This window comes from Algimonas arctica (assembly GCF_014652695.1).
Taxonomy (GTDB): domain Bacteria; phylum Pseudomonadota; class Alphaproteobacteria; order Caulobacterales; family Maricaulaceae; genus Litorimonas; species Litorimonas arctica.
The window spans coordinates 61212-75029 of record NZ_BMZH01000005.1; the positions used below are offsets into that span (position 1 = coordinate 61212).

14 protein-coding genes are annotated in these 13818 nt (G+C 55.6%); 7 read left to right on the forward strand and 7 right to left on the reverse strand.

Translation table 11 applies throughout. From position 1 onward, the window contains the following. The first annotated feature begins 288 nt into the window (after positions 1 to 288). The 3 genes from folD to IE105_RS07380 all read left to right on the forward strand — a co-directional run bounded on the left by folD (position 289) and on the right by IE105_RS07380 (position 2194). Entirely contained in the window at positions 289 to 1176 is an 888-nt protein-coding gene (gene folD / locus IE105_RS07370; RefSeq protein ID WP_189497003.1) for a bifunctional methylenetetrahydrofolate dehydrogenase/methenyltetrahydrofolate cyclohydrolase FolD, read from the forward strand. Between the two features lie 125 nt (positions 1177 to 1301). Then, on the forward strand, positions 1302 to 1757 hold the full coding sequence (locus IE105_RS07375; RefSeq protein ID WP_189497005.1) for a hypothetical protein: 456 nt from the start codon (positions 1302 to 1304) through the stop codon (positions 1755 to 1757). A gap of 119 nt (positions 1758 to 1876) precedes the next feature. Next, on the forward strand, positions 1877 to 2194 hold the full coding sequence (locus IE105_RS07380) for a hypothetical protein (RefSeq protein WP_189497007.1): 318 nt from the start codon (positions 1877 to 1879) through the stop codon (positions 2192 to 2194). Between the two features lie 12 nt (positions 2195 to 2206). Here the strand turns inward: IE105_RS07380 and IE105_RS07385 are convergent, their stop codons facing one another. From IE105_RS07385 to IE105_RS07415, 7 genes are all read right to left on the reverse strand, one after another. After that, complete coding sequence (locus IE105_RS07385) at positions 2207 to 3265, reverse strand: saccharopine dehydrogenase C-terminal domain-containing protein (RefSeq protein WP_189497009.1); 1059 nt, start codon at positions 3263 to 3265, stop codon at positions 2207 to 2209. 115 nt (positions 3266 to 3380) lie between these two features. Then, positions 3381 to 4409 (reverse strand): ACP S-malonyltransferase, encoded by a 1029-nt coding sequence (locus IE105_RS07390; RefSeq protein WP_189497011.1) that lies wholly within the window; start codon positions 4407 to 4409, stop codon positions 3381 to 3383. Beyond that, a complete protein-coding gene (locus IE105_RS07395) occupies positions 4406 to 6628 on the reverse strand; it encodes a dehydrogenase E1 component subunit alpha/beta (RefSeq protein ID WP_189497013.1) in 2223 nt (740 codons plus the stop codon). The genes IE105_RS07390 and IE105_RS07395 overlap by 4 nt, the downstream gene beginning before the upstream one ends. Before the next feature lie 2 nt (positions 6629 to 6630). Then, positions 6631 to 7863 (reverse strand): acyl-CoA dehydrogenase, encoded by a 1233-nt coding sequence (locus IE105_RS07400; RefSeq protein WP_189497015.1) that lies wholly within the window; start codon positions 7861 to 7863, stop codon positions 6631 to 6633. A gap of 101 nt (positions 7864 to 7964) precedes the next feature. Further along, positions 7965 to 8420 carry a lactoylglutathione lyase gene (gene gloA / locus IE105_RS07405; protein WP_189497017.1) on the reverse strand — a complete coding sequence of 152 codons (456 nt, stop codon included), beginning with the start codon at positions 8418 to 8420 and terminating at the stop codon, positions 7965 to 7967. 8 nt (positions 8421 to 8428) lie between these two features. Beyond that, a complete protein-coding gene (locus tag IE105_RS07410) occupies positions 8429 to 9139 on the reverse strand; it encodes a type 1 glutamine amidotransferase domain-containing protein (protein WP_189497019.1) in 711 nt (236 codons plus the stop codon). Positions 9140 to 9210: 71 nt separating this feature from the next. Continuing rightward, positions 9211 to 9969, reverse strand: a complete 759-nt coding sequence (locus tag IE105_RS07415) for a protein-tyrosine phosphatase family protein (protein WP_233354039.1) — start codon at positions 9967 to 9969, stop codon at positions 9211 to 9213. Here IE105_RS07415 and IE105_RS07420 point away from each other — a divergent pair. From IE105_RS07420 to IE105_RS07435, 4 genes are read left to right on the forward strand one after another with little or no spacing between them, the layout of a single operon-like run. Beyond that, complete coding sequence (locus IE105_RS07420) at positions 9953 to 10648, forward strand: lysophospholipid acyltransferase family protein (RefSeq protein ID WP_189497021.1); 696 nt, start codon at positions 9953 to 9955, stop codon at positions 10646 to 10648. The two genes, IE105_RS07415 and IE105_RS07420, sit on opposite strands and share 17 nt — an antisense overlap. Next, positions 10645 to 11877 carry a 3-deoxy-D-manno-octulosonic acid transferase gene (locus IE105_RS07425; RefSeq protein WP_189497023.1) on the forward strand — a complete coding sequence of 411 codons (1233 nt, stop codon included), beginning with the start codon at positions 10645 to 10647 and terminating at the stop codon, positions 11875 to 11877. Before IE105_RS07420 ends, IE105_RS07425 begins: the two co-directional genes overlap by 4 nt. 10 nt (positions 11878 to 11887) lie before the next feature. Next, entirely contained in the window at positions 11888 to 12904 is a 1017-nt protein-coding gene (gene lpxK, locus IE105_RS07430) for a tetraacyldisaccharide 4'-kinase (protein ID WP_189497025.1), read from the forward strand. Next, positions 12901 to 13809 carry a lysophospholipid acyltransferase family protein gene (locus IE105_RS07435; RefSeq protein ID WP_189497027.1) on the forward strand — a complete coding sequence of 303 codons (909 nt, stop codon included), beginning with the start codon at positions 12901 to 12903 and terminating at the stop codon, positions 13807 to 13809. Before lpxK ends, IE105_RS07435 begins: the two co-directional genes overlap by 4 nt. Positions 13810 to 13818: the final 9 nt, after the last annotated feature.

The window sequence follows — 13818 nt, forward strand, 5'->3', positions numbered from 1 at the left end:
TTACGCAACTCCCTTTTTTCAGGATCGAATCTAATATCATCCCCCGTAGACTGGCCCGCTCTAGCGCGCCTTTGCGAATGGTTTAAGACAGTCACTGCCGTTTCCCTCCACCCGAATGCGTTTGCAGGCCTTCCGCGCCACTGTCCACATTTCGTCTCAGAGCACCCCAATCGCATATTGCCTTTCCGAACAGCCTTCACTTACGCTCTCTATCACGTCTATAGCGCGACCACCTGAACGACAGGCATACCCCTGCATGAAAAGTTGGCCAGTGTTGGAGAGTTGGACATGAGCGATAATTTAATCGATGGAAAACAGGTTGCCGCCCGATTGCGCGCCGCTGTTGGCCTTGCCGTAAGCCAACTTTTGATCACGCCAACGCTCGCCGTTGTGCTTGTCGGCGACGATCCCGCCAGCCACGTCTATGTTCGCAATAAGATTAAATTCACCAAAGAAGCCGGTATGCGCAGTTTAGAACATCGCTTACCGGCGGATGTCTCTGAAGCCGAGGTCGTTGCCACCGTCCGCGCCCTAAACGTCGACCCCGATGTTGATGGCATTCTCGTTCAACTTCCCCTTCCCGCGCATATTAACAGCGACCGTGTCATTGCCGAAATTAATCCCGACAAAGATGTCGATGGCCTGACCGAAACCAGTGCCGGACGGCTCCTGTTGGGACAACCGGGCCTTCGCCCCTGCACCCCGACAGGTTGCGTCATCCTCGCCAAAGAGACCTTGGGCGATTTATCCGGTAAACATTGCGTCGTCATCGGGCGGTCCATTCTCGTCGGTAAGCCCGCCGCTCTGCTGTTTTTAGAACAGAATTGCACCGTCACGCTGGCCCACTCCCGGACTGAAAACCTCTCCGCCGTCTGCCGAGGCGCTGACATTTTGGTCCCGGCCGTGGGCCGACCCAATATGGTCAAGGCCGATTGGATCAAGGCGGGAGCTTGCGTCATTGATGTCGGGATAAATCGGATTGATGATGCGTCGCGTAAATCGGGCACCCGCCTGGTCGGGGATGTTGATTTCGCGGATGCGGTCCCTGTCGCCGGCGCGATTACGCCTGTTCCCGGTGGCGTCGGCCCGATGACAATCGCTTGTCTGCTGCGCAATACTGTGCTGGCCGCCTGCGCCCGTCGCGGGTTGGACATGCCGGATAATCTCGCACTTTAAGGCAACACCTCACAGTTTGCCTTATTTCGGCCATCAGCACTACGAAACCCTAATCTATTCAGAAAGAACGCCTTTACGAGGCCGACGTTTGTTGAGTGTCCAATCATTAAATAGGAGATACGGACATGACACAGACAAATTTGAAATCCCTCATCGCCGGGACTATTCTGGCGACAACTGTTTCATCCTTCGCACTCGCACAAGATGTGACCGTTTCGCATGATACAGACGCGACACTGACGCCGCCTGCTAACGCTCAACAGGATGCCGCCACGAAGGCTGAAATCGAGACCGACGCCCAGATCGCAGTCGATGAAGGTGTGACATTCGAGTCCAATGAAGACGTTATGGGCGCCATCGAAACTGATGACAGTTATAATCCTGATTGGTCGACAGACATTGCAATCCCTGAGAATAATCCCTCAGAAGCAACGGAAAAGTTTGAAACTGATAGCGATGTTTTGACTAACGGTGAATTTGACGCCGACATTGATGAGACCGAAATAGCGTTAGAAACGCCAGATCTGGACCTTGATGTAGATGTTGACGCAAAGTCAGACTTCGATGCGCCCCCTGAATAAGATCTTCACGTCGTAAATAGAGAAAGGTTCGCTTCGGCGGACTTTTTTTGTGAGTTAAAACCATAGCATGGCCCTACCTTTGCCCAAATTCGGTCCCATTTGACCCCGATATGGGTCGCATGACACATGCAACACGTTATAAAATCCGAAATAGCCTCGTCAGCGCGGCCATTCTTCTCGGGACAGCGGGCATCGCATCCGCAGGCGCACCGGGAATGGCCGACAACTTTGCCTTGGATCGTTCTGTGATGCTGATTAGCCCGGATGCTCGCTTTGATCCGGCCCCACAGCTCTCGCCAGCCGAAATTCGCAACGCCGTCTCAGTCCGGATGGACAGCGCTGCTGAGCAAGGCTTTGAAGTTGACCGTGCGTCAGTGGACGGCATTGGGCTAGAGCAGGAATCAAAAGAGCGCCTCGTTGAGGCGCCCTTGCGTTAGTCACTTAGCGGATTAGCGTGTGTAAAAGCTACCTGTCCGTGTTTCCATCAGCGCGCTGAGCGAGATGTCTTCTTGCTTCAAGAAACCGCTACTTGGCAGTTTTCCTTCGCGAACCATTTCAATCACAGCCACAACAGAACCCGCCGTTGTCCACGCGATAGCGGTGCGGCTCTTGCCTGCAATCATCAACGGTTTGTAGCCGCCAACGAATTCTTTGCGCGACAGTTTTCCATCAATAAAGCCCTCTGCGGCAACATGGACATAGACAATGTCTTCATCCACCGGCGGCTTGGCATTGATCAAAATTTCACCCGCTTTTTGACGGTCTTCGCGCATGAGAAGTTCGTGGAAGAAGAAGTTCATCAGATCGAAGTGACCGGGGTAGCGCATGGTTTTATAATCCATATTCGCCACGCGACCGAGATAGGTCTCGCACATAGTTCCGAGACCACCCGACGTGGTGAACGCTTCCAGTTCCAGCCCGCCGATGAAGATTTTTTCGCGCCATTCCATCGCGGACACCATCTTGCGCTCGCCGCCTTCAATGACTTCGCAGTCATTGAGATATTCATTGACCACGCCTTCAGGTGACCAGTTAAACGCATAGCCCATCAGGCCTGTCGGATTTTGCGGCAGCGCGCCAACGCGCATGCGGCAAGAGCGACATTCGTCAAATTGTTCGATCAAATTCGCCCCGACAATCCCAACAAAGCCTGGCGCTAGCCCACATTGCGGCGCCATCAGACCTTTGGAAGTCTCGGCGAGCTTACGGACGTGATTTGTTGTCGGCACGTCCTCAGTCAGATCGAAATAATGGATCCCCGCCGCATGCGCGACATCAGAGACGCCAATATTCAAATGGTATGGTAGGCAGGACAATACGGCATCCACGTCACCGAAAAGCGCCCCGAGGGCAGCCGCGTCGGTGACGTCAATTTTGCGCACGTCATACCCGTGATCCTCCGGGTTGGCATTCATATCAACACCAACGACCGTAAAATCGCTATCGACCAGCAATTGCGCGGCCAGTGCGCCGACTTTACCCAGTCCTAGAACGGCAATGCTCTTCATCACACTCTCCTGCATATAAGTTGTGCGCTGTGCCAAGTTTATGCGCCATTGTCATTGGGCGAATTGCTCTGTCCGCAGTAATATTTGCCTTTTCGGGCATATCGTGTGCCGCGTATTAGACGACCAAGGGCCGTTGCGCCTGATGACCCATCGCGAGCATCATCGGCTCGGTCGCCTGTTGTTGCAAAAACTGCGTCTTTGTTGACTGGCCGTTCCAGTCACACATGAGCATCGATTGTGCCGTCGCCCCGCCGAGCGTATTGCCCGGACCTAAGACAATCACGCAATCCGGCGCGAATTCTTTGAGGCCCGTTTGAACCGAGCGGGTGAAATCATAGGTCTCAACGACTTGCGCACCGAATGTATAATCCCAAAGCTCCGTCATATTCGCCGCGCCGGGCATCCAAATTTTGCCTCGCCCGTCAATCATTGGCAGCGTCGGTTGCTTAAACATTGTCTGCGGCAGGGCGGCGAAGCCCCTGTCAGAGTTCGGCGCCATTAAGGATGTGTGAAATGCGGCATGGTTTGGCAAGCGCATCGGAAAGCGCCCTTGGATAACCTCAAGCTTACTCTCGGCCTCGACGAGCGCAGCGTCCGTGCCCGCAAGAACAATCATCCCGCCAAAATAAATCGACACATAAAGACCGTCGATACTGTCGACCAAGTCGAGCAATATTTTGCGTGTGTCGGGATTGGAGAGCCACTCATCATCCATCGCCGGATAAACGAACTGTCCGCCCCTTCCATGCTCATGCATGATGGTGCCCATCGTGTTGACGGTGCGAAAGCCGTCCTCGGCGGACAAGGCACCGCCGCAAGCGAGCGCCGTGTACCAGCCCATCGAATTCCCCGTCACGGCGACAATATCGAACCTATCGCGGTCGATGCTCAGGAAGTCAGCATAGGAGCCGCTATAAATCAAACCCGACGCATTATCGCCGCGCGTGAATTTAGACCGGGAGAAGAGATCACTACTGTCTAAGTCCGCGATCAAGGGTTGGTTCAACGCCGCGCGTTGACGATCAAAAGACGTAATTAAATTGGATTTATCAGCGTGATGAGTCTTCAGATAGCCCAGCTCACCCGCATTATAGACCCCGCGGCCCGGACAGACGACAAGCGCGGTTTTCTTTGTCGGGCTCATGAGCGCGCCTCTTTGACAAACGTGACAGCCCGTTCGACGATGGAATCGCGGTCGGGCATCGTTACGCCAAAGGCGGGGCCCGTCGCGATAAAGCAATCATCGGCCATATGCCGAACGGTCGGAAGATCGCTGGATTCCGCAAACAAAGCCATCAAAGCTTCGCTATGCGACCCTTGTTCGCGACATTCATCGACGATCAAAACACGGCTTGCACCGTCAACGGCCTTCAATATGGCCTCTTTCGGCAAGGGCGATAGCCAGCGCATATCAATGACGCGGCAGTCAATATTATGGTCGGCTTTCAGGATTTTTTGGGCTTGTTGCGACAGGTAAGCGCCATTGCCATAGGTAATGATGGCAAGGTCTTTGCCCGTCCCGTGGACCCCAACATCACCGAGAGAGATCACGTCATCCGTATCCGGTTGCGGGTATGCGAATGTCCATTCCCCGTCGCCCGGAGCGTGTAAATCGCGCGTCATATACAGCGCGATCGGTTCCAGAAACACGACTAGCCTTTGCTCTTCGCGGGCCAGCCTGACACATTCTCGCAACATCAAAACAGCATCGCGACCATTGCTTGGGCACGCGACGATGAGGCCCGGAATGTCTCGCAGCGCCGTGACACTATTCTCATTGTGGAAATGCCCGCCGAAGCCGCGTTGATAGCCGAGACCCGCAATGCGGATGACCATCGGGTTGGTAAATTGCCCTTTGGAAAAGAACGGCAATGTCGCCGCTTCGCCGCGTAATTGATCGATAGCGTTGTGAAGATAGGCCAAGAACTGGATTTCCGGGATCGGCAGGAAGCCATTATGCGCCATGCCAATGCCCAACCCGAGGATCGCCTGCTCATCCAGTAGCGAGTCAATCACACGGTGCGCGCCAAACCGTTTCTGGAGGCGTTGGGTCACGCCATACACACCGCCTTTGCGACCCACATCTTCGCCCGCGACAATAATCTCTTCATGCGCCAGCATCAGATCTGTCAGCGCGAGGTTGATCATTTTCGCCATATGCTGAGGCTGGCCCGTCGCGCGCAGATCGCTGTCTCCGAGACAGGCGTTGCGCGTCTCTTCGCTGGGCGCTGGCACATCTGTGCAAATGCGCGCGGGCGGAACTAAGCTCTCCGCGACCTCTTGCGCCGTGCTCAATCGCGGACGCTTAATCGCCTGCTCTGCCACACGCTCGACGCGCGCCGCCGTCTGCTCATAGCGAGCGACGATGTCAGCGGGCGTCATGACACCTTCGCTGACAAGTCGCGCCGCAGTGTAAAGCAATGGGTCTTGCGCTTCGGTCGCTTTGATCTCTGATTTCGACAAATAGGTACTCGGCGCGTCGGGGCCGGCATGACCGTAAAGCCGCACGCATTTCGCATGTAGAAAGGCGGGTCTGCGGTAACGGCGGACATAGTCGACCGCCTTGGAGGCCGTGTCATAAGCCTCAACAATATCGAGAGAATTGGATTGGAAATATTCGAGCGCTGGCCGGGATTTTACCGACTGTTCAACCCAGTTTGCGGGCGTCTTGGTTGAAATCCCGATGCCATTATCTTCACAGACAAACAGCAACGGCAGTGGTGAGCCCTGAAACGCCGTCCAGCTTGCCGTGTTTAGCGCGCCTTGTGACGTGGAATGATTGAGCGACGCATCGCCAAAGGTGCAGACGATGATGCCGTCCGTCTTCAATTGCTGATGTTCGGGCGTGATCCGTTTTGATAGCGGAATACTGAACGCCGCGCCGAGCGCTTTGGGAAGATGCGAGGCAATGGTCGAAGTTTGCGGCGGGATCGCCAGCGCTTTTGACCCTAAAACTTTATGCCGCCCGCCCGAGGTCGGGTCCTCTTTCGAAGTCGAAAAACTGAGTAGCATATCCCACAGCGGCGTCGTGCCGGGCACTTGGAGCGAGCGCGCGATTTGGAAGGTTGCATCGCGGTAGTGAAGGAACGCCATATCGTCAGGCCGCGTGGCCCAAGCAATCGCGGCATTACCTTCATGGCCGGAGGAGGCAATTGTATAAAACCCCTCCCCGCGCGCTTGCAGTTTTAGCGCAACGCGGTCGAGATGACGCGACATCAGTTGCGCATCAAACAGCGCAACCAAGTCCTGATCGGTGAGGCCGACGCTTTTTAGCGTCAGCGAACGGCTCAATGTCGGGAGATCACCTGCGCCAACGCGGCTTAGGAAATTCCGATGGACCGTTTCCGCGTGATCATAGCTCATGTCTAAAAGAAAGCCTGAAGACCCGTCTGCGCGCGACCCAAGATCAGCGCGTGAATGTCATGCGTGCCTTCATACGTGTTGACGGTCTCTAAGTTCACCATATGGCGCATCACTTGATACTCGCCGGAAATTCCATTGCCGCCGTGCATGTCGCGTGATTGCCGCGCAATATCGAGCGCCTTGCCGCAATTATTGCGCTTGATGAGCGAGATCAATTCCGGCGCGGCTTTCGCCTCATCCATCAAGCGACCCGCTTGCAAAGCGGCCTGCAAGCCCAAACCGATTTCGGTTTGCATATCGGCGAGCTTTTTCTGAAACAGCTGTGTCGCGGCCAGAGGGCGATTAAATTGGATGCGGTCCAAGCCATATTGGCGAGCCGCGTGCCAGCAGAATTCTGCCGCGCCCATTGCGCCCCAAGCGATGCCGTAACGCGCCCGGTTCAAACAGCCAAATGGGCCTTTGAGACCTTCGACATGCGGCATGAGAGCGTCCTCAGACACGAGGACGTCTTCCATCACGATTTCTCCTGTCACAGAGGCACGAAGGCTGAGTTTGCCGGAAATTTTCGGCGCACTGAGACCTGTCATGCCTTTTTCAAGAATGAAGCCTCTGATTTTGCCGTCATGGGCATCGGACTTCGCCCAAACGACGAACACATCCGCAATCGGCGCGTTGGAAATCCACATTTTCGCGCCGTTGAGCTTATAGCCGCCTGCGACTTTTTTCGCTGTCGTTTTCATGCCGCCCGGATCGGATCCGGCGTCAGGTTCCGTTAAACCGAAACACCCAATCAAATCACCGCTGGCCAGACCCGGCAGATACTTCTGGCGCTGTTCCTCGCTGCCGTAAGCGTAAATCGGATAGATCACGAGCGAGGATTGAACTGACATCATCGAGCGATAGCCCGAATCAACACGTTCCACTTCCCGTGCGACAAGACCGTAAGAAACGTAGCCTGCGCCGAGGCCGCCGTATTTTTCCGGCAATGTGACGCCCAACAGCCCTTGATCGCCCATCATCTTAAACAGCGATGGATCGACAGTTTCGTCGGCAAAAGCGTCAATGATGCGGGGGGCCAAATGCTCAGAGGAAAACGCGGCGGTCGCCTCTTTGATCATCCGTTCTTCTTCGGTGAGCTGATCATTCAGCAAGAACGGATCTTCCCACGAAAACTTGCCGAGTGTCGGCGTTTCTTTGGGGAGCAACTGCCCTGCGGTGTAAGGATGTGCAGTCATTGATCTCGGTCCTTGGAAAACTTGAAATCTAACATGTCGGATGCGGCGTCTGAAACTCTATCTGCGAACAATAAGTTGAGACGGCAGAAGCCTTTTCGATATTACCAGACTCCGACACTTTCCATGTCTTTCCACGGTGCTTTTGGGGGCAAATTATCCCCGCGCTGTAGCAACTCAATGGAAATACCGTCGGGGGAGCGCACGAAAGCCATATGACCGTCGCGCGGGGGGCGGTTGATGATCACGCCCTTGGCTTGCAACCGCTCGCAGGCGGCATAGATATCATCGACGCGGTAAGCCAAATGGCCAAAGTTCCGCCCACCCGTATAGATTTCGTTATCTTCGCCCTCAACGGGCCAATTATACGTTAACTCAACCATAGGCGCCTGATCCGCGCGCGCGCGGGTCGCATCACCGGGAGCCGCAAGGAAGACGAGCGTGAAACGCCCGCCTTCATTCTCGTATCGGCTCATTTCTTCTAAGCCTAGCGCCCCGCAATAAAAGTCAAGCGAGGCGTCAATGTCCGCGACGCGAACCATCGTGTGTAAATATTCCATGCCCGCTCTTAGGCTTTTGTTTTGCGCTCTTCTAGGGCTTCCAAGATGAGATCTGCAACTTTGCCCGCGGACTGTGGATTTTGTCCCGTAATTAATCCGGCATCGCGGACCGCAAACGGCTCCCAATCCGGGCCGGACACATAGTCTGCGCCGAGTGCTTTAAGGCGTGTTTCCAACAAAAACGGCACGGCATCACTGAGGCCAACAGCGTCTTCCTCAGAATTAGTAAAACCGGTGACACGGCGACCAGCCATCATTGACGTCCCGCTCGAATCGACAGCTGTCGTAAGGCCCGCTGGACCGTGACATACGGACGCCAACAGCTTGTCTGTGGTAAGCGTCTGCTCAACGATTGATTTAAGCGTGGCACTTTTCGGATAATCAAACATGGTCCCGTGTCCGCCGGGTAGGAATACAACATCGTAATCTGCGACCGTGACGGCTTCGACTGACGGCGTGTTTTTGAATAAGGCTTGGAGATCGGCGTCGTCGCGGTAGCGCTTCACGCTTTCATCCGGCTCATCGTCTCCGCCAATACTGCGGGGATCAACAGGCACCGCACCGCCCGCAATGGTGAACACGTTGACATCCAGACCCGCATCCCGAAGCGCGTAATAGGGCGTGGTGAGTTCTTCGAGCCAAACCCCGGTCGGATCTGTGTCAGGCCCACCCATTTGTGTGTGGGACGTAACGATAATGGCGACTTTAGCTGATGACATGGTCGGTTCCTCTTTATTGAACCTTACTTACGCATGAGATCCAATTTAGAGCCAAACGACACTGTGTTTTCTTACTCGCGCCGGAGTATCATTTCCGTGATCGGGTTGCCGCTCCACTGTTCCATAAACCGCGCTTTGACGTCTTCCGGATCATAAGGGCCTTTGACCCACTCTTCGAAGGTCACGTCAGGATGATCAGCTTGATATTTCAGAAAGTCATTGAAGAAGAAGTCGAGCATCCCCGTCTTACCTTGGCGAACGTGGAGATATTTGAACGAAAGCTGCTCCATCGCCTCGCCAATCGAATCGCCCATACGGAAATGACGATAGAGCACGCCCATAATACCGGTTCGGTCCGCGCCAGATTTGCAATGCATAACAGCGGGATATTCGATCCGATCGAACAACTCTTTTGTCCCGAGTAAGCGGTCCACCGTGTGGACATCGCGCGAATACATGCGGTAATTTTCCAGCGCGATACCGTGCGCCTCACAGGCTTCTTTTTCTAACAGATAGAAGCCTTTGGGTGACGGACCCCGAAGGTTAACCACCGTCTTGATCCCTTCGTCGGCCCAGACTTTGATGCGATCTGGCGAGGGTTGATTCTCGCGGTACATCCCACCGCCCAAGTCATGCCGATTAGCAAAGCGTTTGCGCAGGAATCCGTGATCACCCCATGTCAGGTCATATTGCGCCTGCTTTCGGTCTTTTGGATCGTTGAGATCGAGAGGTTTGTCGCCTAAGTCAGCCATATCGCCCATGTCATGTTTAACATGGCCGTTATCAGGGAGGGCAGTTGTGTTCAAACGCTTGATGCGCTCCGCATTCATGCAAGCCCTCCTTGGCGGGCTGGTCGCGCTGTGGATGACCTTGGTCAAATATACGACCCGTTGGGACATTCAGCACGCAGATCGGGCCGAACCCGTTATTGCAAGCGGAGAGGGTCTAATCGCGCTGACCTTTCATTCCCGCTTCTTGCTGCTGACCAGTGCGTGGAAAAAACGCTTTCAACATCCGCATGTTCTGATTTCAAAATCACGCGATGGGGCTGTCGTCGCGTGGACGTGCCGCTGGCTTGGTCTCTCCACCGTGCGGGGGTCTGCCAAAAATGCCGCCAAAACAAAGATTAAGGGCGGCGGCAAAGCAGGCCGAGAGATCCTCGATGCGATTGAACAGGGCGGCTGTATCGTCATTACACCCGACGGCCCGCGCGGACCGCGCCAGCGCGTGCCTATCGGCCCTTTTCGATTGGCCAAGCTCTCAGGCGCGCCTGTCTTGCCCTGCACATTTTCTGTCGCAAACAGAAAACAGTTCAACAGTTGGGATCGTTTCATTCTGCCGCTGCCCTTTGGTCGCGGTAAAATTATTTGGGGAACGCCCGTCCAAATCTCCGAGACGGCCACTGAAGCTGAGATGGAAACCATCCGCGCGCAGGTTGAGGCCGATATGAACCACGCGATGACCGAGGCCGATATTGCCTTGGGTCATAATCCCGTGCTGCCGGCGTGATTAATCCGCTTAAAACACCTTTGGCCTACCGCGTCGTCACGTCTCTGGTCGCGCCGTTTTTACCCCTGCTGATCCGCATGCGCCTCAAAGCGGGTAAAGAAGATCCGGCGCGACAGCGTGAACGCTATGGCGTGACGGACATCAAGCGCCCTCTTGGCACCGTGATCTGGATGCACGGAGCCAGCGTCGGCGAAACTCAAATGCTGCGCCCCATTATTGCGCGCTTACTCCAAACGCCGGGGCGCACTGTGCTGGTCACCAGCGGCACGAAAACCTCCGCCGACTTAATGGCCGAACAGCTGCCCGAGGGAGCCATTCATCAATATCTACCCCTCGATACGCCACGCGCCACAGCGCGATTTATCGGCCATTGGCGACCTGATTTAGCCGTGTTTGCCGAAAGTGAAATATGGCCCAATCTGATCTGGACCGCACAGCGCGCCGGAGTTCCGCTGGCGTTGATCAATGCGCGCATGAGCGAAAAGTCACTGGCTGGCTGGGCCAAGCGATTACCGATGGCGCGTTCGGTTTTCGGCGCGTTTGATACGATCCTGACCGCCGACCGCCAAACCGCTGACGGCATTGCCACCTTCGCCATGAATTCCTTGCCAAACATTGGTAATCTGAAGCTTGATGCCCCCGCGCTTGATTATGACCAGGCGCAGTTTGATGCCCTTCGCGCCGAAATTGGCAACCGGAAAATCTGGCTCGCCGCGTCAACGCATGAAGCCGAGGAAGAAGTCTTCCATCGGCTCCATTCAACCTTACGCGAAGAAGCCTATATGATTTGGGTGCCACGACACCCGGAACGCGGGCAAGCCATTGCGGACAGATTGGGGACAACAGCGCGATCTCATGGCGGAAAACCGCGCGGCCAAGCCTATGTCATGGATACCATGGGCGAAATGGGGCTCGCGCTCGCCCTCGCTGATATTTGCGTCTTAGGCGGATCGTTTCATCCCTCGTTGATGGGCCACAACCCGTTGGAAGCGGCCCGCGCGGGCGTACCCGTCATCACCGGGCCTTATCACGCCAGCTTTGTCGACTTATTCCGCAAGATGAACGATTTCGACGCCATTATGATTGCCGACCCCCGCGAAGCCGTAACGCTCATTCGCGACGGGCTGAATGGACGGCTGGACGATATTGCGGCAAACGCGCAAGGCTTTGCCTCGCAAAGTTCCGGCACACTTGATCGGACGATCCAAGAATTGGAGCAACTGCTGTGAGGCCGTCCCCATGAGACCTCCTGAGTTTTGGAACATTCGCCAAGGCCGGGACAGTGCGCCCATGATCCGGACTGTCCTGCGTCCACTCGGCGCCCTTTATGCGTGGGGGGGACGCCGCAGACGCAATCGGACGACACCCCTCGACCCGGGAGTGCCTGTCATCTGCGTCGGGAATGCAACGCTGGGCGGGACTGGAAAAACGCCGGTCACCATTTACTTGCTCAAAAGCCTTCGCCGCATGGGGGTGAACGCGCATGGCCTTAGCCGTGGCTATGGCGGGCAGCTCAAAGGACCGATTGCCGTGAACCCCCAGCATACGGCCGAAGACGTCGGGGATGAGCCACTTCTTATTGCTCGGTCTGGACCCGTCTGGATCGCCGCCGCGCGTGATGAAGGCGCTGTTGCCGCTGTGTCAGAGGGCGCGGACGCGATCATCATGGATGACGGGCATCAAAACCCGCTGCTGGAAAAAACGCTGTCCTTGCTGGTTGTAGATGCTGAAGTCGGCTTTGGGAACGGCTGTGTGTTTCCGGCCGGGCCCTTACGCGAACCGCTCGACGATGCGCTGTCTCGCACAGACGCGGTCATCCTGATGAAACCAAGCGCGGATTATGACATTGATCAACACCTCGCGGATCAACTCGAAGGGCATGTCGTCATCCCTGCTTTTCTGGCCGCCAAAGAAAGCCCGCCACCCGGCAGGCTTTACGCCTTCGCCGGCATCGGACGGCCGAACAAATTCTTCGATCAACTCCGGCGCATGGGCGGCGAATTGGTCGAGGAAGTGCCTTTTGCAGACCATCACACGTTTACAGATACGGAGATCGAAGGCCTGTTCGTGCTGGCTTCGGAATATAACGCCACATTGATCACGACAGAAAAGGACCATGTCCGCCTGCCCTCCGGCTATCGTCGTGGTATTCATGCTTTTCCGGTTGAGGTTCAATTCGAGGATGAGTTGACGCTACGGCGTTTGCTTCACCCCATCATCAACGCGGCCGCCTCTCATCCGAGCAAGCCAAAATGAGCGACCCCATTAAATTTAGCCACCGGGTCGAAGCCTTCGGTTATGACGCGTTAACAGGATTATTACGGCTCTTGCCGTTTCGGTTTGTCTCTTGGCTGGGCGGTGCACTCTTGCGGATTATTGGTCCGATGACATCCAAACAGGCGATCGCTAAAACCAATATGCGCATCGCGTTTCCAACGGCGTCAGACGCGCAACTGAAAACCTACCTTCGCGATCAATGGGACAATACGGGGCGCACATTTGCTGAATTCGCCCTAACAGATCGGATCCACGCGTTTGACGATGGGTCGCCACGGAACGGCACATCTGTCACCGTCGAAGGGTTGGACCTTTTTCTCGACAACGCCCCCGCCATCCTGGTGTCCGGCCATTTTGCCAATTGGGAAGTCATGGCCGCGGTGCTGACCCAATCATCAAAGCCCGTTCGCGTCACCTACCGTAAAATCAATAATCCCCTCATCGATCAGCGCGTCCGGGCACAGCGCGAAGCCTATGGCACCAAGTTCCTTGTTCAGAAATCGACGCATCGCGGCGGGCGGGAATTATTCCAAGCGCTCCGAAACGGCGAGAGCATTGCCATTATGAACGACCAAAAATTTAATACCGGTCTAAAACTACCGTTCTTTGGACAGGACGCCATGACCGCGCAGGGAGCGGTGCGCCTTGCGCTCAAGACGGGCCGCCCGATCCTGCCGATATGTGTAGTCAGAGACGGCGCACGCTTTCACGTCAAGTTCTACCCGCCTTTAGACTGGGACCGGGTCGGCAACCGTGACAGTGACGTCGAAGCGGGCGTGCGCGCCGTGACAACGTTTATCGAGGACCGCATTCGTGAGAACCCCGCGCAGTGGTTTTGGGTCCATCGGCGCTGGCCAAAACCCGTCTACAAAAACGAATCGTGACACGATAGC